This window comes from Curtobacterium poinsettiae (assembly GCF_025677645.1).
GTDB lineage: Bacteria > Actinomycetota > Actinomycetes > Actinomycetales > Microbacteriaceae > Curtobacterium > Curtobacterium poinsettiae_A.
On the sequence record NZ_CP106879.1, the window covers coordinates 3,066,477 to 3,088,278 of the forward strand.

The following is a 21,802-nucleotide window of genomic DNA, read 5'->3' on the forward strand; positions in this document are numbered from 1 at the left end:
TCTGTCGGGCCTGGAGGCGCGGTGCGGGTCGGGCGGTCAGGCCGCGTCGGTCGCGGTGCCGGCCTGGATCGCGGTGATGGCGACGGTGTTCACGATGTCGCCCACCAGGGCGCCGCGCGACAGGTCGTTGATCGGCTTGCGCAGGCCCTGCAGGACCGGGCCGATCGCCACGGCGCCGGCCGAGCGCTGCACGGCCTTGTACGTGTTGTTGCCGGTGTTGAGGTCCGGGAAGATGAACACCGTCGCCCGACCCGCGACCGGGGAGCCCGGCATCTTGGTCGACGCGACCGTGGGGTCGGCTGCGGCGTCGTACTGGATCGGGCCCTCGACGAGCAGGTCGGGTCGGCGGTCCCGCACGAACGCGGTGCCGGCGCGCACCTTGTCGACGTCGGCGCCGGAGCCGCTGTCGCCGGTGGAGTAGCTGAGCATCGCGACGCGGGGGTCGATGCCGAACTGGGTCGCCGTCTCGGCCGACGAGATCGCGATGTCGGCGAGCTGCTCGCTCGTGGGGTCCGGGATCACCGCGCAGTCGCCGTAGACGAGCACGCGGTCGGCGAGCGCCATCAGGAACACACTGGACACGATCGAGGTGTCCGGACGGGTCTTGATGATCTCGAACGACGGCCGGATGGTGTGCGCGGTGGTGTGCTTCGCGCCGGAGACCATGCCGTCGGCGAGTCCGAGCTGCACCATCATCGTGCCGAAGTAGGAGACATCGGTGACGGTGTCGCGGGCGAGCTCGATCGACATCCCCTTGTGGGCGCGGAGCCGGGTGTACTCCTCGGCGAAGCGTTCCCGCAGCTCGGGGTCGAACGGCGAGACGAGCTGCGCGGCCTCGAGGTCGAGGCCGAGCTCGGTCGCGCGCGTACGGATGGCGGCGGGGTCGCCGAGGATCGTCAGCTCGCAGACCTGGCGCTGCAGCAGGGTGGATGCGGCGCGGAGGATGCGGTCGTCCTCGCCCTCCGGCAGGACGATGCGCTTGCCGTAGCTGCGCGCCCGGTCGAGCAGGCCGTGCTCGAACATGAGCGGCGTGACGACCCCGGACGGGGCGAGCTGCAGCCGGTCGCGCAGGGCCTCGGCGTCGACGTGCTGCTCGAACAGGGCGAGCGCGAGGTCGGCCTTCCGGGGCGAGTCCGCGGCGAGACGGCCACGGGTCTGGGTGATCCGGAGGGCGGTGTCGTACGTGCCGAGGTCGTTCTGCGCGATCGGCAGCGAGCTCGACAGGCCCTCGAGCAGCCGGGACACCTGCGGGGCGATCTCGAACCCGCCGTTCAGGATGACGCCGGCAAGGCTCGGGAACGTCTCGGACTGGTTGGCGAGCAGCGTGGCGATGAGGACGTCGCTCCGGTCGCCGGGGACGACCACGATGCCGCCCTCGATGAGCCGGGGCAGCACGTTCTCCATGCTCATGCCCGCGACGACGGTGCCGAGGGCCTCGCGGTCGAGCAGGGCGTCGTCCCCGCGCACCAGGGTGGCGCCGGTGGCCTGCAGCAGGGCGCGGACCGTCGGGGCGACGAGCACGCGGTCCTCGGGGATCGCCCACACCGGGACGTCCGGGTGGTCGTCGTGCACGGCCTGCTCGACACTCGTCACGATGGCGGCCAGGGCGTCCGGGTCGGCGCGGTTCACCACGACGCCGAACAGCTGCGCGTGTGCCGCCCGCAGCTCGCTCGTCGTGACGTCCGCCACCTGGGCCATGCCCTCGGGGGTGCGCGCCGCACGTTCGGCGGCGTCACGGCCGCCCAGCACGAGGAGCACCGGAGCGCCGAGGTTCGCGGCGACCTTCGCGTTGAAGGACAGCTCGGTGGGGCTGCCCACGTCGGTGTAGTCGGACCCGAGCACCACGACGGCGTCGCACTGCCGCTCGACCTGCGCGAACCGGGTGACGATGGTGCCGAGCGCCGCCTCGGGGTCGGCGTGCACGTCGTCGTAGGTGACGCCGACCGCGTCGTCGTACGAGATGCCGACGGCCGTGTGCTGCAGCAGCAGCTCGAGCACGTAGTCGGGTTCGACGACCGAGCGGGCGACGGGCCGGAACACGCCGACGCGGCCGACGGACCGGGCGAGGGTCTCGAGGACACCGAGGGCGACGGTGCTCTTGCCCGTGTGCCCTTCTGCTGACGTGATGTAGATGCGGGTCGACACGACGCCCAGGGTAGTCGCCGCACATGTCACGACATCTGGGAGCACGGCCACCGACGACACGCGGTCGTGGGCACCGGAGAACCTGTACCATTGGGTGTCGCCGTCGCGAGACGGTGTCAGGAGAATTCGCCTAGTGGCCTATGGCGCACGCTTGGAAAGCGTGTTGGGTGCAAGCCCTCGGGGGTTCGAATCCCCCATTCTCCGCAGCGAACAGGACAGAACCACCCACGAGGGACCCGCACCGATCGGTGCGGGTCCTTCGTCGTTGCACGACCGCCCAGTCCTCCACCCTGCGGACGAGCGCGTGCCCTGTTCCCCCTGGGTTGGCCGGGAAACGCCGACCAGGGGTGGAACGGGCTGTCCCCGGTACCCGTCGGTCGCCTATGCTGGCCGAGCGAACGGCTCCGGGACGAGCCGACCGCGGTGCATCGAGCGGCAGGGGCGTCGCTCGGAGGGCGTGCTGATCAGCGTGCCCGGAACACCCGAGGGGACGAGGAGACGCGCCATGGGGGAGACAACCGTGCCCGCAGTACCCGTGCGGTCCGCCGTCTTCGACACGGTCCTCCGTCCGCGCCGGTCGCTCGTCCGTTCCACCGCGCTGAGCATCGCCTTCTCGGCCGTGCCCCTCGCCGTCGCCCTGGTCTGGGTCTCGTTCCCGTTCCGCACGTGGGCCGTGTTCGCCGGGATCGTCGTCGCGATGGCCGCGGCCGTCGGCATCGTGTTCGTCCGACTGCACACCGCGTTCATCGGGATCGACGACGACGGCCTGACGATCCGTGGCGTCCTCACGGCGCACCGGCGGGTCCCCCGCGAGCGCGTGCACAGCCTCGTGCTCGCCACGACCTTCGGCTCCTCGGTGGACCGGACCGTACGGGAACTCGTCGCCTTCGACCGGACCGGAACGCACCTCTTCCGGCTCCGCGCCGACGTCTGGGGGGACGACGGGCTCGACCGGGTCGTCGACGCGCTCGGCGTACAGGTCGTCGAGGAGTCCCGGCCGGTCTCCGCCCGCACCTTCGCGAAGCGCTACCCGACGAGCCGCGCCTGGTACGAGCAGCGGTCGGCGTTCCTGCTCGTCGGCGGCCTCGTCGTGCTGGTCGTCGGCGGGCTGCTCGCCGTGGAGTTCGCCGGCCTCAACGCCCGCTGACCCTCCCCGTCGCGGCGCGGCAGGGGCCCGCGGACCGCGGTACCCGGCTCCGTTGGTTCCGCGTCGGTGGCGACCCGAGCCTCCCGGCCGTCGGCCACGCGCCGGACGTGACCCGGGCCGCACGACCGGGCCCGTGGAACCCGTCTTCTCAGTGCGAGAGCGCGGGCACCGTCCGCGGGCGGACCACGAACCAGAGCATCAGGATCGCGACGGCGGCGGTCGACGCCATCACCATCGCCATCGGGGTGGCCGTCGTGATGCCGAGCCAGCCGACCACCGGCGAGATGAGCCCGGCGACGCCGAAGTTCAGGGCGCCGAGCACCGAGGCGGCGGTGCCTGCTTCCTTCCCGTGGGCAGCGAGACCGATGACCTGGACGAGCGGGAACGAGAACCCGCACGCGGCGATGAAGAACCAGAGCGGCACGAGCACGCCGACCAGACCGGCCCCGAGCTGGTCGAGGACGATGATCGCGATCGATGCCAGCAGCAGGGTCGCGGTCGAGCACGCGAGGATCCACTGCGGACCCACCCGCTGGGCGAGCCGCGACGAGATCTGCACGCCCAGGACGACCCCGACGGAGTTGACGGCGAAGAGCAGCCCGTACTGCTGCGCGTCGAGCCCGTAGACCTGCTGGAACAGGAACGGCGACGCGCTGAGGTACGAGAACAGACCGCTGAACACCATGGCGCCGATGAGCGCGACACCGACGAAGATCCGGTCGGAGAACAGCGCCTTGTAGCGCTGGCCGATGGTGGAGTGCCCGGCCTCGTGCCGGCGGGCCGGCGGCAGGGTCTCGACGATGAGCAGGATCGACGCGATCACCACCGCCAGGCCGTAGCAGGCGAGGAAGACGAAGATGCCGCGCCAGCTGGTGAACTGCAGCATCTGCGAACCGATGAGCGGCGCGAGGATCGGTGCGAGGCCGTTCACCATCGCCAGACGGGACAGCATCCGCACCAGCGGCTTGCCGCCGAACAGGTCACGCACCGTCGCCATCGCGACGACACCGCCGGCCGCGGCACCCATGCCCTGCAGCACGCGGAACACCGCGAGCAGCTCGATGTCCGGCGCGGTCGCGGCACCGATCGACGCGGCGATGTGCACCGTGGTCGCGATGATCAGCGGCAGCCGGCGGCCGACCTTGTCGCTCCACGGGCCGACCAGGAGCTGCCCGATGGCGAAGCCGAGCGTCGTCGCGGTGAGCGTCAGCTGGACCGCGCCGTCGGTGACGCCGAACTGGTCCTTGATCGCCGGGAACGCCGGCAGGTACAGGTCGATCGTGAACGGACCGAGCGCCGTGAGGGCACCCAGGACGAAGACGTAGACGAGTCGCTGCCCGCGGGAGAGCGAGTCTCCCGGGTGCAGGACGACCCGGAGCGAACCGGTGGTGGCGGGCGCGGTCACGAGACAGGAGTCCTTCGACGATGAGGGTTGGAGGGGTGATCGCGGGCCGATCGAATCGATTCGTCCGCGGAACCATCCTACGGTCGCCGGTGCGTGCTCGGCGTCGCCGGTGCAGCCCGCCCGCGTGAAGCGGCTCGTGCTGCCCCTCGGCCCTGCGCGGACCATGCGGTAGCGTCGGGTTGCTCGGGGGCCTTCCGGGTGAAGCGGATCAGAAGGGGGTGGGCGTCATGGTGGATGCCCGGATCCTGCACACCACTGCAGCGCTGCGCGAGGCGATCCTGCGACTCGCCGCGGACCGACCGGTCTCGGAGATCACCGTCGCCGACGTCACGCGTGCCGCCGGCATCAACCGGGCCACGTTCTACTCGCACGCCGTCTCGCCCGGGTCGCTGCTCGCCGACGTCCTGACGCCGGAACTCGACCGCATCCGGCAGGACGACGCCGACGAACGCCGAGCCGCCGCCGACCGGGGCGCCGGAGCCGACGAGCTCGCGGCCATCACCCGGCGCGGCATCAACGCCGTCGTCGAGCACGTGACGACGCACCGTGACATCTACGCCAAGGCACTGCCGGACCCGAACGACGCCTCGCTGCACCGGCTGCTCGTCGAGCACTTCACGGTGTCGAGCGCGCTGCACATCCGCGAGCTCGACCCCGCACACCGGCCCGACCTGCTCGACGACGTCGCCGCGGGGTTCGTGGCGCAGGGCTTCGTCGGGGCGATCGAGGCCTGGCTCGCCGGACCCCGGCGGTCGCGGAAGGCGCTGGTGGAGACGATCACGCTGTCGTTCCCGACGTGGTGGAGCTGAGCGGACCGTTCCTACTCGGCGTCGGTCGTGTCGCCGTCCGTCGGGTCGGTCTCCGGCTTCTCGCCGCGCTGCAGGGACTGCACGACGTCGACCGCCGTCGCCGCGGTGTCGGCATCGTCGCCCTCGGACGGTACGCGGTAGTCGGCGGACACCCCGTCGCCACCGGTGCCGGTCGCGGGGAGCGGGTCGCCGAGGGACACCACGACGACCCCGGCATCGTGGGCGGTCTGGATCACGCCGGTCAGTGCGGACGGTCGGGCGGCGTGCACGAGCAGGGCCTTGGCGCCCTTCCGCACGAGCTGGGCGACCGCGGTCCGCTGGGACGCCGCCGCACCCGATGCCGGAGCGACCCGGACGTCCGGCCGGAACCCGGCGTCGGTCAGGTCCGTGCGGAGCCGGTCGGCGAGTGCCGCGTCGTCGTGCACCAGGACGACACCGATCACGGCCTGCTGGTCGAAACCGCCGTCGGAGCTCGTCAGGTCGGTGCTCTGCACGGGTGTGGGGGCGGCCGACGTCGTGCCCTGGCACCCGGCCAGGGTCAGGGCCGCCGCCAGGGCGACGGTCACGGCGACGATGCGCAGCACGGTGGTCTCCTCTTCGGTCCGGTCTGCCACGCTACCCGGCGGCCGGGCCGTGCGACGACGACACGGTCCCGCCCGGGTCCGCCGGGACCGTCGTCGCCGGTGCCGGCACGGGGCCGAGCCGTCGGACGGCCGCGATCGCCAGTGCAGCGAACCCGATCATCGCGGCGAACACCAGGGGGAACGACACGGTGCCGTCGGCTCCACCGGTCGCGGTGAAGAGCAGGCCGGTCACCGCCAGACCGATCACGCTGCCCGCGGCATCAGCGATCGTCAGGGCCGAGCTCGCGAACCCGTCGTCGCCCTCGCCGGAGAACCGCAGGGTCAGCATCGAGGCGCGCGGGTAGATCGCGCCCATGCCCGCACCGCCGACGAACCAGCCGGCGACCAGCACCCACCACGACAGGTCGAACGTCGCGACCGCGAGCGCGGTCACCAGGCTGATGAGCACCAGCGTGAGTCCCACCCCGAAGGTGCGACGGGCGGTGAGCCGCCGCTCCCCCAGACGGCCGTGCGCCCAGCTCGACGCGGCCCAGCTGAGTGCCGCCACCGTCAGGGCGAGCCCCGCGGCCGACGGCGACAACCCGTGTTCGGCCTGCAGCAGGAACGGCACGTACGCCTCGCTCCCGAAGAACGACGCGGCGACGAGCCCGCGCAGCAGCACGACCGACGGCAGCCCGGCAGCGGCCCGGAACGTCCCGCCCGGCAGCAGCGGACGCAGGGCGAACCAGGTGCCGACCAGCCCGACGACGACCGCCGCGACCATGCCCCACGGGGTCAGGTCCGGCGCCACGTTGAGCAGCAGGATCGACACGGCCGCCGCCACCGACCACCCGATCCGGACCCGCTGCCACGGCGGGCGGAGCGACGAGGCCGGGGCGTGCAGCCGGCCGAGCGTCGGCACGAGCAGGGTGAAGGCGGCCAACGCGATCACCAGGGCCCCGGCGAACACCCAGTGCCAGTTCCAGGTGTCGGTGACGATGCCGGCCAGGGCGGGACCGATCAGCGCCGGGACGACCCAGGCCGCGGCGAACCCGGCGAACACCGGTCCGTGCAGCTCGGCGGGGAAGATCCGGGCGACGAGCACGTACAGCACCACGTCGATGGCCCCGGCGCCGAACCCCTCGACGAGCCGCCCGGCCAGGAACACCTCCATGGTCGGTGCGAGCATGACCACGGCGGTCCCCACCGCGAAGAACGCCGCCGAGACCCACGCCACGATCCGACCACCGGCGCGATCGGTCCAGTTGCCGGCGAGCACCATGCCGGGCACCCCGGCGGCGAGCGGGGCGGCGAAGGCGAGCGCGTACAGGGTCTCGCCGTCGAGGTCACGGCTGATCACCGGCATGATCGTCGTCATCGCCAGGTTCTGGAACGCCGCGACGCCGACGATCGCGACCATGCCGATCGTCGCGAGGGCGTACGGCCCGCTCAGCAGGCTGGTCCGCGACGCCGTTGTGCTCACCCGATCATCGTAGGGGCGGGCGCCGACGACACGGCAGCGGGTCGCGCGCCCCGCCGTCCTGCGCCCCGCCGTCCTGCGCCCCGCCGTCCTGCGCCCCGTCGCCCCGCGCCCCGTCGTCCCGCGTCAGCGGGGCCGGCGTCAGCGTGCCAACGCCTGCTCCAGGTCCGCCACCAGGTCGCCGGCGTCCTCGATGCCCACCGACAGGCGGACCACGTTCTCCGGCACGGCCAGCTCGGTGCCCTTCACCGACGCGTGGGTCATCTCGCTCGGGTACCCGATGAGCGACTCCACCCCGCCGAGCGACTCGGCCAGGGCGAACAGCTCCGTCGACTCCGCGAACCGCTTCGCCGCCTCGGCGCCGCCGGACAGCGCGACCGAGAGCATCCCGCCGAAGCCGCGCATCTGGCGTGCGGCGACGTCGTGCCCCGGGTGGTCGGGCAGGCCCGGGTAGTAGACGCGCTCGACACCGGGCGCGACGACGAGCGCCTCAGCGACGGCCTGCGCGTTCCGCGAGTGCCGCTCCATGCGCACCGCGAGCGTCTTGATGCCACGGGTGGTCAGGTAGGCGTCGAACGGCGACGAGATCGCACCCGCGCCGAACTGCAGGAACTGCACCTTCGCCGCGAGCTCCTCGTCCGCCAGCACGACGGCTCCGCCGACGACGTCGGAGTGTCCGCCGAGGTACTTCGTGGTCGAGTACACGACGACGTCGGCGCCGAGCGACAGCGGCTGCTGCAGGTACGGCGACGCGAACGTGTTGTCGACGACCACCAGGGCGCCCGACTCGTGCCCGAGGGTCGCGAGCGCGGCGATGTCGGCGATCTTCATGAGCGGGTTCGTCGGCGTCTCGACCCACAGCACGGTGGTGGCCGGTGCGCCCTGCAGGGCTGCACGGACCTGGTCGAGGTCGCTCATGTCGACGACGACGAGCTCGACGCCCCACGGCACGTGCAGCCGGCTCACCAGGCGGTGCGTCCCGCCGTACACGTCGTTGCCCATCACGACGCGGCCACCGGGGACCAGCGCGGCGCGGAGCAGGGCGTCCTCGGCGGCGAGCCCGGACGCGAACGACGACGCCGCGACGCCGCCGTCGAGGTCGGCCAGGAGCACCTGCAGCGAGTCACGCGTCGGGTTGCCGGCGCGCGAGTACTCGTAGCCGTTGCGCATGCCGCCGACGCCGTCCTGCACGTACGTCGACGTCAGGTGGATCGGCGGGATGACGGCGCCGGTGGTCTCGTCGGGCTCCTGGCCGGCGTGGACGGCCCGGGTGCTGAACTCGGTCATGCTCGGTGGTTCCTTACTCGGAGAGGTAGGTGAGGAGGTCGTGCCGGGTCAGCACGGTGACGGGCTTGCCGTCCGCGACGACGAGGAGCGCGTCGGCCGACTCGAGCGCACGACGCGCCGCGGAGACCGACTCGCCGACGCCGATGAGCGGCAGCGGGTCGCCGACGAAGCCGGTGAGCGCGTCCGACATCTTCGCGGTACCGGTGAACACCTGCTCGAGCAGCGCTCTCTCCTCGACGGCGCCGACGACCTCACCGATGACGACGGGCGGCTCCGCACTGAGCACGGGCATCTGCGAGACGCCGTACTTGGTCATGATGTCGACGACGTCTCGCACGGTGTCGGCCGGATGCGCGTGCACCAGGTCGGGCAGGCGGCCGTCCTTGCCGGCGATGAGCGAGCCGACGGTGCGTTCGTCGTCGGTCTCGGCGAACCCGTAGGAGCGCATCCACCGGTCGTTGAAGATCTTGCCGAGGTAGCCGCGACCGCCGTCCGGCAGCAGCACGACGACGACGTCGTCCTCGGTGAGGTCACGGGCCGCGCGGAGCGCCGCGACGACGGCCATGCCGCTGGAACCGCCGACGAGCAGTCCCTCCTCGCGCGCCAGGCGCCGGGTCATCGCGAAGGAGTCGGCGTCCGACACCGCGATGATCTCGTCCGGCACGCCGGCGTCGTACGCGCTCGGCCAGAAGTCTTCGCCGACGCCCTCGACCAGGTACGGGCGCCCGGTGCCGCCGGAGTACACGGAGCCCTCGGGGTCGGCACCCACGATGCGGACGCCGCCGTCGGACGCCTCCTTCAGATACCGTCCGGTGCCCGAGATCGTGCCGCCGGTGCCGACGCCCGCGACGAAGTGGGTGATCTGCCCCTCGGTGTCGCGCCAGATCTCCGGACCGGTGGTCTCGTAGTGGCTACGGGGACCGTTCGGGTTCGCGTACTGGTTCGGCTTGTAGGCGCCGGGGATCTCCTGCACGAGCCGGTCCGACACCGAGTAGTAGGACTCGGGGTGCTCCGGTGCGACCGCGGTCGGGGTCACGACGATCTCGGCGCCGTACGCCGTCAGCACGTTGCGCTTGTCCTCGCCGACCTTGTCGGGCAGCACGAAGACGCACCGGTAGCCGCGCTGCTGGGCGACCAGGGCCAGACCGACGCCGGTGTTGCCGGAGGTCGGTTCGACGATGGTGCCACCGGCGCGCAGGTCACCGGAGGCCTCGGCCGCGTCGATGATCCGGGTGGCGATGCGGTCCTTGGACGACCCACCGGGGTTCAGGTACTCGACCTTCACCAGGATGGTCGCCCGCACCCCCTCGGTCACCCGGTTGAGCTTGACGAGCGGGGTGTCGCCGACGAGGTCGACGACGGAGTTCGCGTAACGCACGGCGTCGAGTCTAGGACGCGGTCCCCGCGTCCCGCTGGGATGTGTCGTGCGCGGACAGCGCACCGGGATCCCGCGGCGGACCGCGTGCCCTGGTCGCGCTGCGCGCCGGACGGGAGGCCCGTGCGGACGCCGCCACGGGCCTCGGCGTCCGGCGCCCGGTCGCGACCACGACCGTCAGGGGCGGACGACGTCCGCCGACGTGTTCTGCTGCCGGTGCAGCTGCGCGTACGTGCCGTCGAGGGCGAGGAGTTCGTCGTGCGTGCCCTGCTCGACGATCTGACCGTGGTCGAGGACGAAGATGACGTCGGCGTCGCGGATCGTCGACAGCCGGTGCGCGATCGAGATGGTGGTCCGACCGGCGGCCGCCGTGTCGAGCGCCGTCTGCACGACGTGCTCCGAGATGGAGTCGAGTGCACTGGTGGCCTCGTCGAGGACGAGCACCGGCGGGTCCTTCAGCATGACCCGCGCGATGGCGATGCGCTGCTTCTCACCACCGGACAGACGGTAGCCGCGCTCCCCCACGACGGTGTCGTAGCCGTCCGGGAACGACGCGATCGTGTCGTGGATGTTCGCCGCACGGGCCGCACGCTCGAGCTCGTCGTCGGTGGCGTCGGGCTTGGCGTACCGCAGGTTCTCGCCGATCGTGGCGTGGAACAGGTACGTCTCCTGGCTCACGATGCCGACGTGCCGCATCAGGTCCTCGTGCACCAGGTCGCGGACGTCCTGCCCGGCGAACCGCACCGATCCCTCGGTCGCCTCGTACAGCCGGGGCACCAGGTAGGACACCGTCGTCTTGCCCGCGCCGGAGGGACCGACGAAGGCCGCGAACTGCCCGGGGCGGAGCTCGAACGACACTCCGCGCAGGGTCGGCTTGTCGGATTCGCCGTCGGGGTAGGTGAAGACGACGTCGTCGAAGGCGACGTGGCCGACCTTCGACTCGTCCACGGGCCGGGCGGTCGGCGAGTCCGTGATGGCCGGCTGCAGGTCGAAGTACTCGAAGATGCGGGCGAAGAGCGCACCGGAGGTCTGCAGGTCGAGGACCACGCGCAGCAGCCCGACCGTCGGGAACAGCAGCCGGGACTGCACCGTCGTGAACGCGACGATCGTGCCCGCCGTGATCGGGACGTCGCCGATGATCAGGTACGCGGCGACGACGTAGATGATCGCCGGGATGATCGACAGGAAGATCTGCACGATCGCGAAGAACCACTGCCCGGACATCTGCTGGCGTACCTGCAGGGTGATCTGGTTGCGGTTCTCGGCCCCGTAGCGGCGGGTCTCGCTGGCCTGTTGGTTGAAGCTCTTCGCGAGCAGGATGCCCGAGACGCTCAGCGCCTCCTGCGTGATGGCCGTCATGTCGGACAGCGACTCCTGCGTCTGCGCGGCGATGCGGGCCCGGACCTGGCCGACACGACGCTGCGCGATCACGAGCAGTGGCAGCAGGACCACGGCGACCAGCGTCATCTGCCAGCTCAGCAGGAGCATCGCGACCACGGCGGCGATCACGGTCACGGTGTTGCCGAGCACCGACGAGATCGTGTTGTTCAGCACGCTCGCCACGCCACCGACGTCGTTCTGCAGCCGCGACTGGATGACGCCGGTCTTGGTGCGTGTGAAGAACGCGAGCTCCATCCGCTGCAGGTGCGCGAACAGGCGCATCCGCATCGCACCCATGACCTTGTTGCCGACCGTCGCGGTCAGGTACGTCTGCCAGACGCCGACCCCCGCGCTCGCGATCCAGAGCAGGACCATCGCGGACACGAGCTCGATCAGCACGGGCACGTCGGGGCGACCCGACGGCGGGAACAGTCCCCGGTCGAACGCCTGCTGGGTGAGCAGCGGCGGCACGACCGAGATGGCCGCGCCGACCAGCACGAGGACGACCGTGAGCAGGATCGCCCGGCGGTGCGGCTCGAACAACGCTGCGATGCGGCGGACCAGGTGCGGGATCTTCGGCGCCTCGGCGTTGGCGGCCTTCTGCGCGCGGAAGTCGCCGCTCGAGATGCGCCCGCCCCCGCGCGGACCGCCGCCTCGCCCGCCGTGTCCCATGCTCATGAGGCCACCGTAGCCCCGCGCTCGGACATCGAGCGCCCCTCCACGGCACCGCAGTATTTGACCCCGTTCAGGGGGCGTGCGAGCATGTGCCGTCCCCGTCCCCGCACCACCGAGGTCCCATGTCGTCCGCGCCGTCACGTCCCACGTCCCTGGGGGCGCAGCTCGCCCGCCGCAAGCCGATCGAGCAGCTGCAGGCCGAAGCCTCCCGTGGTGTGAACGGCGAACCGCTCCGCCGGTCGCTCGGGGTCTGGCAGCTGACGATGATCAGCGTCGGGGCCACGCTCGGCACCGGCATCCTGGTCGTCCTCGGCACCGCGGTCCCGCTCGCCGGTCCCGCCGTCTGGATCTCGTTCGTCGTCGCGGGGATCGCCGCACTGCTGTCCGCGCTGTCGTACGCCGAGATGGCGGGCGCCGTCCCGACCTCGGGGTCCAGCTACTCGTACACCTACGCCACGATGGGCGAGGGCATCGCATGGATCTGCGGCTGGTGCCTCGTGCTCGAGTACGCCGTCTCGGTGGCCGCGGTCGCCGTGGGTGCCAGCGAGTACGTCGACGAGACCCTCCGCGTGTTCGGGCTGCACCTGCCCACCGCACTCGCCGCTCCCCCGGTCGACGGCGGCGTGGTCAACCTACCCGCGGCGGTCCTGGTCCTGCTCGCCACCGCCGTGCTGCTGCCCGGTGCCCGCGAGAGCGCCTGGGTGAACACGGTCATGGTCATCGTCAAGATCGCCCTGCTGGTCTTCTTCGTCGTCGTGGCGTTCACGGCGTTCCAGGCGCAGAAATTCGAACCGTTGGCCCCGATGGGCGCCGCCGGGGTCACCGCCGCCGCGTCGCGGCTGTTCTTCTCGTACATCGGCTTCGATGCCGCCTCGACCGCCGGTGAAGAGGCCGAGAACCCCCGCCGTGACCTGCCCCGGGCGATCATCGGCTCGATCGCGCTTATCACGGCGCTGTACATCCTCGTCGCGATCGCTGCCGTCGGGGCCCGCTCGTGGACCGCGTTCTCGTCGTCCGAGGCGTCGCTCGTCCGCATCGTCGTCGACGTCACGGGGCAGCCGCTCGTCGCCCTGGTGTTCTCGATCGGCGCCGTCGTCGCCATCGCCAGCGTCGTGCTCACCGTCCTGTACGGCCAGACCCGCATCCTGCTCACGATGTCCCGCGACGGCCTGGTACCGAAGGTCTTCGGGCGGGTCTCCCGTCGCACCGGCACCCCGATCGCGAACACGCTCATCATCGGCATCGCCGTGACGATCGTCGCCGCGCTCGTGCCCCTCGGGGAACTCGCCGACGCCACGAGCATCGGCACCCTCGTCGCATTCGCCCTGGTGAACGTGTCCGTCATCGTGCTCCGCCGCTCGCAGCCCGACCTGGAGCGCTCGTACCGGGTGCCGCTGTTCCCCGTCGTGCCGATCCTCGGCACCCTGAGCTGCGTGCTGCTCGCGGTGTTCCTCGGCGCCACCACCTGGATCGCCTTCGGCATCTGGATGGTCGCCGGCGCCCTGCTCTACCTGGCCTACGGCCGCCGCCACAGCACCTTGCGCTGACGCGCCCGCGGCTGCACACCGCGCCGAGTCTCGGCCAGGCGGACTTTCCACGGCTCACGAAGGCGCGAGAGTGTCTGCTCGGACGAGACTCGGCACATTCCTCGGGACGATCGCGCACCTGCGCTCTCCACAGATCCCGCAGGAGGGCTCACAGCGCAGACCCCGAGTCCGCACACTCGCATCATGCAGCTTCACCGGACACGCCCCGATCTCCTCCGCGCCGAGCGATCGGATCCATCGCAAGCACGACAACTCCGACGGCTCCATGCCGCTGGGCGAGTCATCCGGCTCCGTGCGGGTGTCTACCTCGACAAGCGGGTGTGGGATGCACTCGACACATCGGACAAACACCTCGCCATGGCTTGGGCTCTCGCTCCTGACCTGAGTTCGACCAGCGCGTTCTCCCACGTCACGGCTGCACTCATCCACGGCTGGCCGTTGATCGGGCCGGCTCCGGAACGGATCCACGTCGTCGACTGGAAGCTGGTCGGTGTCGAACACCGGGTCGGGCTCATCCGACACGGCATCGACCCCGCTGGCCTGCGCCTCGGCCCCAGTCGGTTCGACGGCGTCCCCGTGGTCGATGCGCTCGGAACGGCGATGGCCGTCGCGCGAACGTGCGACCCGGCGGTCGCCGCCGTGGCCATCGACCATGCAGTGCGCATGAAGGCGCTCGACAGGAAAGTGTTCGAGGAGCACCTGCCGCCGCCCGCATCACGCGGTGGCCGGAGGGCTCGGCTCGTCGCCACTGCGCTCGATCCGGCACACGAGTCTCCCGGTGAGTCCTACTCTTCGATCCGACTCGTGCAACTGGGAGTGACCAACATCCAGCCGCAGCATGAGTTCATCACGAACGGGTTCCGCGACCGAGTCGACTTCTGGTTGCCCGACGCCGGAGTCGTCGTCGAGTTCGATGGCAAGCAGAAGTACGTCGACCGCGAGATGCTCGCAGGTCGCGATCCCGGCGAGGTCCTCTGGCAGGAGAAGCGCCGGGAGGACCGCATCCGTACCCACCGAGGAGTTCGGTCCGTCATCCGAGTGACATGGTGGCACCTCGAGAGCCTCGACCGGTTCCGTGCGCTGCTCCGATCGCACGGGGTGTCGATCACTCCGTGAGCGGCACCGGCGACAGTCGAGTCTCGGCTCAACGGACAACTTCGCGCTCCAACGGCCGGCAAAGTGTCCGCTCAGCCGAGTCTCGGCGAAAGGCGCCACCCCGCACACGACGAAGGCCGCCGCCCCGAGGGGCAGCGGCCTTCGTGACCGGAACGGTCGAGACTACGCGAGCTCGATCGTGGCGCCAGCGGCCTCGAGGGTCGCCTTCGCCTTGTCGGCGGTCTCCTTGTTCGCACCCTCGAGGATCTTGGCGTCGGCGGTCTCGACGAGCGCCTTGGCCTCACCGAGGCCGAGCGACGTCAGGCCACGGACCTCCTTGATGACCTGGATCTTCTTGTCACCAGCGGACTTGAGGATGACGTCGAACTCGGTCTTCTCCTCAGCGGCCTCGGCCGGAGCAGCTGCGCCGGCGGGGGCGGCAGCGGCGACCGGGGCGGCCGCGGTGACCTCGAAGACCTCTTCGAACTTCTTCACGAAGTCCGAGAGCTCGATGAGCGTGAGCTCCTTGAAGGCCTCGATGAGCTCGTCCTGCGAAAGCTTCGCCATGATTTTCTCCTACTACTAGCTAGTACGTGTGGTTGATGAACGCGAGCCTGATCAGGCCGCGGACTCCTGCTTCTCGCGAAGGGCGTCCACGGTGCGGACGGCCTGCGAGAGGGGTGCCTGGAACAGGTACGCAGCACCGAACAGCGAGGCCTTGAGTGCGCCGGCGAGCTTGCCGAGCAGCACTTCACGGGACTCGAGGTCGGCGAGCTTGTCCACCTCGGTCGCGGAGAGCGGGTTACCGTCGAAGTAACCACCCTTCACCACGAGCTCGGGGTTCGCCTTGGCGAATGCACGCAGCGACTTCGCGACGGCGACGGTGTCACCGTGGACGAAGGCGAGAGCGGACGGACCGGCGAGCTCGTCGTCGAACGACGAGATGCCGGCGTTGTTCGCCGCGATCTTGGTCAGCGTGTTCTTCACCACGGCGTACGTGGCGTGCTCACGGATCGAGTTGCGGAGCTCCTTGAGCTGCGCGACCGTGAGACCGCGGTACTCGGTGAGCAGAACGGCGTTCGAGCTACGGAAGGACTCCGTGAGCTCGGCGACCGCAGCTTCCTTGTTCGCCATGGTTCTCCTTGGGGGGTCTTGCCGGCAGCCCCAGGTCCACGAACGAAAAAAGCTCCGGCGCAGAGGCTCGGAGCTGCTCTCACCAGATGGTGGGAGTGGTTCGGAACACCTGCGCGGGATGCCTCACGAGTGAGGACCTTCGGTCACGATGTTCACAAACACGTTGCGAGCAGCACGACATCCGGCGGTCTTTGGCTTCGAGAACTGTACCAGACGCCGTGGGCGTCACCAAACACCCTCACCGGAGGCGCGGGTCGGCCCCGCCCCGCGCCTCCCGACCGTCAGTGGGCGCCGTCCACCGCGGCGGGTGTCGCCGACCAGTCGGCCGACCCGGCCGGGTCGGCCGTCGACGCGACGGCCCCTGCCGTGGCGGCAGCCGCAGCCGGGTCGCGGGGCAGGTGCACCGTGAAGACGGTGTCCCCCGGCTCGCTCGTCACCTCGACCCGACCGCCGTGCGCCTGCACGACCGCGTCCACGATGGCGAGCCCCAGACCGGTCGACCCGACCGTACGGGACCGCGAACTGTCCGCCCGGGCGAAGCGCTCGAACAGCTTCGGCAGGAACTCCGGGTCGATCCCCTGGCCGGTGTCGCGGACGGTCAGGTCCACGCCGCCGTCGACCGGGGCGAGGCCCACCGTGATGCGGGTGCCCTCGGGCGTGTGGGTCCGGGCGTTCGTGACGAGGTTCACGATGACCTGGTGCAGGCGTGCGGCGTCGCCCGTGATCGTCACCGGTTCCGGCGGGACGTCGACCTCGATGGGGTGCTCCGGTGAGGCGGCGTGCGCATCGTTGACAGCGTCGAGCACCAGGCCGGTCAGGTCGACCTCGGCGAACTGGATCTCACGGCCTTCGTCGAGCCGGGCGAGGAGCAGCAGGTCCTCCACCATCGAGGTCATCCGGATGGACTCGGACTCGATGCGGCTCATGGCGTAGACGACGTCCTCCGGCAGGTCGCCGCCCATGCGCCGGGTGAGCTCGGCGTACCCGCGCACCGAGGCGAGCGGGGTCCGGAGCTCGTGCGAGGCGTCGGCGACGAACTGCCGCACCTTCTGCTCCGAGCGTTCCCGCGCCTGCATCGCACTGCCGATGTGCCCCAGCATGCGGTTGAACGCGCTGCCGACCCGGCCGACCTCCGTGCGGGGGTCGGTGTCGGGCACGCGGACGCCGTCGAGGGCGTCGCTGCGGTCGAGCGGCATGCGCGCGACGGTGGAGGCGGTCTCGGCGACGCGCTCGAGCGGGCGGAGCGACTGCCGGACCACGAACGCGGCGACGACCGAACCGGCGACCAGTGCGGCTGCCAGGACGGAGAGGACCCCCGCGAAGAGCTTCCAGACGCTGTCGTAGACGGGTGCCATCGGGAGCCCCACGACCAGGACGGCCGGGCCGACGTTGACGGCGGCCAGACGGTACCGTCCGACGTCCGAGCCGAGGTCGATCGTCTCCGGGGCGGCGTCCACGCGGACGGATCCCAGTGCCTCGGCGCTCGCCTGCGGGATCCCGCTCGGGCGGCCGTAGTCGTCGAGCACGTTCGCGATCACGACCTGGCCGTCGACGAAGTACGCCGTCAGCGTGCCGGCCGCCTGCCCGGACGGTCGGGACAGGTCGATGCTCGGCTGCCCCGACTGGTTCTGCTGCAGGTACCGCTGCGCCCGGTGCGTGGCACTCGTGATCTGCTTGTCGATCGCGCTGGTCTGGATCGAGAAGAGCGCGATGAGGCTGGCCCCGCCGATCACCGCGCTGACGGCGACGACGAGGGCGACGATGCTCAGGACGAGCCGGCGCCGCAGGGTCACGAGGTCGGCTTGATGACGTACCCGACGCCGCGCACCGTGTGGATCATCGGGGTCTCACCGGCGTCGATCTTCTTGCGCAGGTAGGAGATGTAGATCTCGACGACCGACGACTTGCCGCCGAAGTCGTACGACCACACGCGGTCCAGGATCTGCGCCTTCGAGAGCACGCGGCGGGGGTTGCGCATCAGGAAGCGGAGCAGCTCGAACTCGGTCGCGGTGAGCTCGATCGGCCGACCCGCACGCGAGACCTCGTACGACTCCTCGTCGAGCACCAGGTCGCCGACCACGATGCGGGAGTCCCCGGCCTCGGAGATCGAGATCTGCGAGCGGCGGATGAGTCCCCGCAGACGCGCCACGACCTCCTCGAGGGAGAACGGCTTGGTGACGTAGTCGTCGCCGCCTGCGGTGAGCCCGGTGACCCGGTCCTCGACGGAGTCCTTCGCGGTGAGGAAGAGCACCGGGGTGTCGTCGTTGTTCTGCCGCAGCCGGCTCAGCACCTGCAACCCGTCGAGGTCCGGCATCATGACGTCGAGCACCATCGCGTCCGGCTTGAACTCCCGTGCGGTCGTCAGGGCGTCCTGCCCGCCGTTCGCGCTCTTGACGTCCCAGCCCTCGTAGCGGAGCGCCATGGACAACAGGTCGGTCAGGCTGGCTTCGTCGTCGACGACCAGGATGCGCAACGGGGTTCCGTCGGCACGCGTGAGGCGCGGGGCTGCTGCAGGCTGGGAGATGGTCACGTCTTCGAGTATCGAGAAGTTCCTATGAGCGCTCTGTGGGGCGCCCCTGTGCGTTCTGTGGATCGAGGACGCGTCCACACCTCCTCCTCCGTACGGTGGAGACATGTTGCGATCTGCAGCCTGGCCCGCGTCGGCCCGGCACCTGGACACCGCGCGGATCGAACGGACGACCGGGAGGCCCGGCTCGGCACCGACGGACCGCCTCGCGGTCGCACGAGCGGTCGCCGCCACCACCCCACCCCTGTCATCCGGCACGGCCGGCGGGTTCTTCGGCACGCTCGCCGCGCTCGCCGCGGCGGACGTCGCCACCGCCCGCACCGTCGAACCGCACCTGGACGCGCTCGGGATCCTCGCGCAGGCCGGGGTCGACGCCCCGGACGGCTCGACCTGGGGCGTCTTCGCGGCCGAGGGGCCGGGCCTCCGACTCGACGCCACACCGCAGCACGACGGCGCGTTCCTGCTGCACGGCACGAAGCCGTGGTGCTCGCTCGCCTCGACGCTCTCGCACGCCCTGGTCACCGCTCACCTGGGCGACGAGCGGGTCCTCGTCGCCGTGGACCTGCGCCAGCCCGGGATCGCCGTGCACGACGACACCTGGGTCGCACGCGGCATGCCGGACGTGCCGAGCGGACCGGTCGACTTCGACGGCGTCCGGGCACGACCCGTCGGCGCGCCCGGTTGGTACCTGCGACGTCCGGGCTTCGCGTGGGGCGGCATCGGCGTCGCCGCCTGCTGGTGGGGCGGTGCTCTCGGACTCGCCCGGGTGCTCCGTGACACCGCGTCGGCGCACCCGGATTCCGAGCTGCTGCAGGCCGCCCTCGGCGCCACCGTGGCCGACCTCGCCGACGCCGAGGACGCGCTCGCCGACGCCGCCGCCCGGATCGACGATCCCGACCCGGCCTCCGACGACACCGACTGGCGGCTGCTCGCCCAGACCGTCCGGTCGCGGGTGCGCCGTTCGGTCGACGCGGTGCGCGAGCGGGTGGTCTCGACGATCGGCCCGGCACCGCTGACCGCCGACCCCACCGTCGCCGCGCGGGTCGCCGACCTCGAGCTCTACGTCCTGCAGGACCACGGCGCCCGCGACCTCGCCCGCATCGGCCGGATGGTGCTCGAGCGCGGCGGCGTCGCGTGGTGAGCTTCGACCACCGCGAGCCGGGCACCGACCCGGCGGCATGGACGGGGTTCCTCGACGGCCTGGACGCCCCGGCGATCGACCTGGCCGGTGCCGGGTCGGTGGTGGTCGTCGCACCCCACCCCGATGACGAGACCCTCGGCGCCGGTGGGCTGATCGCGGCCGCTGCAGCGGCCGGTGTCCCCGTGCACGTGCTGCTCCTGACCCGCGGCGAGCGCTCCCACCCGGACTCCCCCACGACGACCCCGGAGGCACTCGCCGCCGCCCGCGACGCGGAGTTCGTGGCGGCCCTGCGCACCCTGCACCCCGACGTGACGTCGACCTCGGTGGGGATCGCGGACGGCGCGACCCGCGAACACCGGGACCGTGTCGTCGACACCCTGGCCACGGTGCTCGCCGGCGTCGCCCGCCCCGTGCTGCTCGTCGCGCCGTGGCGCGGGGACGGGCACCGCGACCACCGCATCGCCGGCGAGGTCGCCGAGGCCGCCGCGGCGAGCGCCGCCGACGTCGACCTGCTCGCGTACCCGATCTGGGCCTGGCACTGGGACGACCCGGGCCACCCCGTCGCCCCGTGGGACGACGTCCGGGCCCTGTCGCTGCCCGACGACCTCGTCGCCCGGAAGCGTGCCGCACTCGACGCCTACCCGTCGCAGACCCGGCCCCTGTCGCCCGCGCCGGGGGACGAGGCGATCGTCGACGACCGGCACGCCGCCCACCACCTGCGGACGACGGAGTGGTTCTTCGCGCCCGGGGCCGCCGCGTCGCGGTCTCGCGAGTCGTTCGACGCCCACTACGACCGGAAGCCCGAGGGATGGGACTTCGACGGGTCCTGGTACGAGCAGCGCAAGCGTGCCGTGACGCTGGCGGCGCTCCCCGGCCCGCGCTTCCGGTCGGCACTCGAGCTCGGCTGCGCGACCGGCGTCCTGACCGCAGCCCTCGCCGAGCGCGCGGACGACGTGCTCGGCACGGACATCTCGGCTGCGCCGCTGGATCGTGCTGCCCGTCGCGCCCCGACCGCTCGGTTCGTGCAGGCTGCCCTGCCGGTGGAGTGGCCGGACGGGCGCTGGGACCTGGTGGTGATGTCCGAGGTCGGGTACTACCTGTCGCCCGCCGACCTCGACGCGACGATCGACCGCGTGCTCGGGTCGCTCGACGACGACGGCGTGCTCGTGGCCTGCCACTGGCGGCACCCCGACGACGAGGCGGTCTCGAGCGGCGACGCGGTGGACGCGCGGCTGACCGAACGGTGGCCGCGCCCCGCCCTGCTCCGACACGTGGAGGAGGACTTCGTCCTGAGCGTCCTGCCCGGCCCGGCGGTCACCTCGGTGGCCCGGGCCGAGGGGATCGTCCGGTGAGCCGACCGGAACCGCGTGCACGCATCGACGTCGTCGTCCCCGCGCACGACGAGGAGGACCGGATCGCCGCGTGTCTCGACGCGCTCCTGGTGGCCGTCGACCGGCTCGCCACGGAGCGGCCCGGGGTCGACGCCGCCGTCACGGTGGTGCTCGACGGTTGCACGGACGGCACCGCTCCGGTGGTCGAGCGGTACCCGGTCGACGTCCTGACCACGGATCGTGTCGGGGTCGGTCGGGCACGGACCATCGGGGCGACGCACGCGCTCCGTGCGCACGACGGCGACCCGGCAGCCCGGTGGCTCGCCCACACCGACGCCGATTCGCGCGTTCACGAACGGTGGCTCGTCCAGCAGTCCGACGCCCTCGCCTCTGGTGCGCAGGTGCTCGTCGGTGCCGTCGTCCCCGACCCGGACGACCTGGCGCCCGCGGTGCTCGACCGGTGGACGCGGGCGCACCCGCCGGGTGCTGCCCTCGGCCACGTGCACGGCGCGAACCTCGGCGTGCTCGCCGCGGCGTACGTCAGCCTCGGCGGGTTCGACCCGGTGCCCGAGCACGAGGACGCGCGGCTGGTCGCCCGGGCGCGGGCGCTCGGCTTCCGGGTGGACGCCACCGTCGACCTGCCCGTCGTCACGAGCGGGCGCTTCGCCGGCCGGACCCCCGGCGGGTACGCGGAGCACCTGCGCCGGCGGTACGGCGACGTCGGTTGACCCGCCCTTAGCCGGCACACAGGTGCGCGATGG

General features: G+C 71.6%; 18 protein-coding genes and 1 tRNA gene. 8 read left to right on the forward strand and 11 right to left on the reverse strand.

Annotated elements, in window-relative coordinates; translation table 11 throughout:
- Window positions 1-36: 36 nt before the first annotated feature.
- Window positions 37-2,145 carry a phosphate acetyltransferase gene (gene pta, locus OE229_RS14570; RefSeq protein ID WP_182066996.1) on the reverse strand — a complete coding sequence of 703 codons (2,109 nt, stop codon included), beginning with the start codon at window positions 2,143-2,145 and terminating at the stop codon, window positions 37-39.
- Window positions 2,146-2,264: 119 nt separating this feature from the next.
- Between pta and OE229_RS14575 the strand changes: the two genes are divergently transcribed.
- Together OE229_RS14575 and OE229_RS14580 are read left to right on the forward strand one after the other, a co-directional pair.
- Window positions 2,265-2,349: transfer RNA gene (locus tag OE229_RS14575), tRNA-Ser, on the forward strand.
- A 301-nt stretch (window positions 2,350-2,650) separates the two neighbouring features.
- Entirely contained in the window at window positions 2,651-3,292 is a 642-nt protein-coding gene (locus tag OE229_RS14580) for a YdbT family protein (RefSeq protein WP_182066994.1), read from the forward strand.
- Window positions 3,293-3,440: 148 nt separating this feature from the next.
- Here OE229_RS14580 and OE229_RS14585 read toward each other — a convergent pair whose 3' ends face one another.
- Complete coding sequence (locus tag OE229_RS14585; protein WP_209133789.1) at window positions 3,441-4,697, reverse strand: multidrug effflux MFS transporter; 1,257 nt, start codon at window positions 4,695-4,697, stop codon at window positions 3,441-3,443.
- A 227-nt stretch (window positions 4,698-4,924) separates the two neighbouring features.
- On the opposite strand from OE229_RS14585, the gene OE229_RS14590 reads away from it, so the two are divergent.
- Window positions 4,925-5,506 (forward strand): TetR/AcrR family transcriptional regulator, encoded by a 582-nt coding sequence (locus OE229_RS14590; protein ID WP_262138634.1) that lies wholly within the window; start codon window positions 4,925-4,927, stop codon window positions 5,504-5,506.
- A gap of 11 nt (window positions 5,507-5,517) precedes the next feature.
- On the opposite strand, the gene OE229_RS14595 is transcribed toward OE229_RS14590, so the two are convergent.
- From OE229_RS14595 to OE229_RS14615, 5 genes are all read right to left on the reverse strand, one after another.
- A complete protein-coding gene (locus OE229_RS14595) occupies window positions 5,518-6,120 on the reverse strand; it encodes a substrate-binding domain-containing protein (protein ID WP_111022264.1) in 603 nt (200 codons plus the stop codon).
- A 1-nt stretch (window position 6,121) separates the two neighbouring features.
- Window positions 6,122-7,552, reverse strand: coding sequence for an MFS transporter (locus tag OE229_RS14600; protein ID WP_262138636.1), 1,431 nt, complete (start codon window positions 7,550-7,552; stop codon window positions 6,122-6,124).
- 138 nt (window positions 7,553-7,690) lie between these two features.
- Window positions 7,691-8,836: a cystathionine gamma-synthase gene (locus OE229_RS14605; RefSeq protein WP_056070707.1), complete on the reverse strand. Its 1,146-nt coding sequence runs from the start codon at window positions 8,834-8,836 to the stop codon at window positions 7,691-7,693.
- A 13-nt stretch (window positions 8,837-8,849) separates the two neighbouring features.
- Window positions 8,850-10,214 (reverse strand): cystathionine beta-synthase, encoded by a 1,365-nt coding sequence (locus OE229_RS14610; RefSeq protein WP_262138637.1) that lies wholly within the window; start codon window positions 10,212-10,214, stop codon window positions 8,850-8,852.
- A 174-nt stretch (window positions 10,215-10,388) separates the two neighbouring features.
- Window positions 10,389-12,263, reverse strand: coding sequence for an ABC transporter ATP-binding protein (locus OE229_RS14615; RefSeq protein WP_209134225.1), 1,875 nt, complete (start codon window positions 12,261-12,263; stop codon window positions 10,389-10,391).
- A 125-nt stretch (window positions 12,264-12,388) separates the two neighbouring features.
- Here OE229_RS14615 and OE229_RS14620 point away from each other — a divergent pair, with 125 nt between their 5' ends.
- Together OE229_RS14620 and OE229_RS14625 are read left to right on the forward strand one after the other, a co-directional pair.
- Window positions 12,389-13,813 (forward strand): amino acid permease, encoded by a 1,425-nt coding sequence (locus OE229_RS14620; RefSeq protein WP_262138638.1) that lies wholly within the window; start codon window positions 12,389-12,391, stop codon window positions 13,811-13,813.
- A gap of 357 nt (window positions 13,814-14,170) precedes the next feature.
- On the forward strand, window positions 14,171-14,929 hold the full coding sequence (locus OE229_RS14625; RefSeq protein ID WP_259579528.1) for a hypothetical protein: 759 nt from the start codon (window positions 14,171-14,173) through the stop codon (window positions 14,927-14,929).
- Between the two features lie 162 nt (window positions 14,930-15,091).
- Here the strand turns inward: OE229_RS14625 and rplL are convergent, their stop codons facing one another.
- The 4 genes from rplL to OE229_RS14645 form a co-directional block, all read right to left on the reverse strand.
- Window positions 15,092-15,475, reverse strand: coding sequence for a 50S ribosomal protein L7/L12 (gene rplL / locus OE229_RS14630; protein WP_027466380.1), 384 nt, complete (start codon window positions 15,473-15,475; stop codon window positions 15,092-15,094).
- Between the two features lie 51 nt (window positions 15,476-15,526).
- A complete protein-coding gene (rplJ, locus tag OE229_RS14635) occupies window positions 15,527-16,042 on the reverse strand; it encodes a 50S ribosomal protein L10 (protein ID WP_182065696.1) in 516 nt (171 codons plus the stop codon).
- A 281-nt stretch (window positions 16,043-16,323) separates the two neighbouring features.
- The gene (locus tag OE229_RS14640) at window positions 16,324-17,835 is read right to left on the reverse strand and encodes a sensor histidine kinase (protein WP_262138640.1); all 1,512 of its coding nucleotides are present in this window, start codon (window positions 17,833-17,835) and stop codon (window positions 16,324-16,326) included.
- A complete protein-coding gene (locus tag OE229_RS14645; RefSeq protein WP_110861513.1) occupies window positions 17,832-18,572 on the reverse strand; it encodes a response regulator transcription factor in 741 nt (246 codons plus the stop codon). Before OE229_RS14645 ends, OE229_RS14640 begins: the two co-directional genes overlap by 4 nt.
- Window positions 18,573-18,675: 103 nt before the next feature.
- Here OE229_RS14645 and OE229_RS14650 point away from each other — a divergent pair, with 103 nt between their 5' ends.
- Genes OE229_RS14650 through OE229_RS14660 form a run of 3 tightly spaced genes read left to right on the forward strand, consistent with a single transcriptional unit; the run spans window position 18,676 to window position 21,769 of the window.
- The gene (locus tag OE229_RS14650; protein ID WP_262138641.1) at window positions 18,676-19,710 is read left to right on the forward strand and encodes an acyl-CoA dehydrogenase; all 1,035 of its coding nucleotides are present in this window, start codon (window positions 18,676-18,678) and stop codon (window positions 19,708-19,710) included.
- The gene (locus OE229_RS14655; RefSeq protein WP_262138643.1) at window positions 19,707-21,062 is read left to right on the forward strand and encodes a PIG-L family deacetylase; all 1,356 of its coding nucleotides are present in this window, start codon (window positions 19,707-19,709) and stop codon (window positions 21,060-21,062) included. The genes OE229_RS14650 and OE229_RS14655 overlap by 4 nt, the downstream gene beginning before the upstream one ends.
- Window positions 21,059-21,769 (forward strand): glycosyltransferase family 2 protein, encoded by a 711-nt coding sequence (locus OE229_RS14660; protein WP_182065692.1) that lies wholly within the window; start codon window positions 21,059-21,061, stop codon window positions 21,767-21,769. The genes OE229_RS14655 and OE229_RS14660 overlap by 4 nt, the downstream gene beginning before the upstream one ends.
- Window positions 21,770-21,802 lie beyond the last annotated feature (33 nt).

What these genes read in the sequence shown, in the direction of transcription:
- OE229_RS14650 (WP_262138641.1), top strand. Translation starts at nt 18,676, where the DNA reads ATGTTGCGATCTGCAGCCTGGCCCGCGTCGGCCCGGCACCTGGACACC.
- OE229_RS14580 (WP_182066994.1), top strand. Translation starts at nt 2,651, where the DNA reads ATGGGGGAGACAACCGTGCCCGCAGTACCCGTGCGGTCCGCCGTCTTC.
- OE229_RS14625 (WP_259579528.1), top strand. Translation starts at nt 14,171, where the DNA reads ATGGCTTGGGCTCTCGCTCCTGACCTGAGTTCGACCAGCGCGTTCTCC.
- rplJ (WP_182065696.1), bottom strand. Translation starts at nt 16,042, where the DNA reads ATGGCGAACAAGGAAGCTGCGGTCGCCGAGCTCACGGAGTCCTTCCGT.
- OE229_RS14605 (WP_056070707.1), bottom strand. Translation starts at nt 8,836, where the DNA reads ATGACCGAGTTCAGCACCCGGGCCGTCCACGCCGGCCAGGAGCCCGAC.
- rplL (WP_027466380.1), bottom strand. Translation starts at nt 15,475, where the DNA reads ATGGCGAAGCTTTCGCAGGACGAGCTCATCGAGGCCTTCAAGGAGCTC.
- OE229_RS14590 (WP_262138634.1), top strand. Translation starts at nt 4,925, where the DNA reads ATGGTGGATGCCCGGATCCTGCACACCACTGCAGCGCTGCGCGAGGCG.
- OE229_RS14615 (WP_209134225.1), bottom strand. Translation starts at nt 12,263, where the DNA reads ATGGGACACGGCGGGCGAGGCGGCGGTCCGCGCGGGGGCGGGCGCATC.
- OE229_RS14620 (WP_262138638.1), top strand. Translation starts at nt 12,389, where the DNA reads ATGTCGTCCGCGCCGTCACGTCCCACGTCCCTGGGGGCGCAGCTCGCC.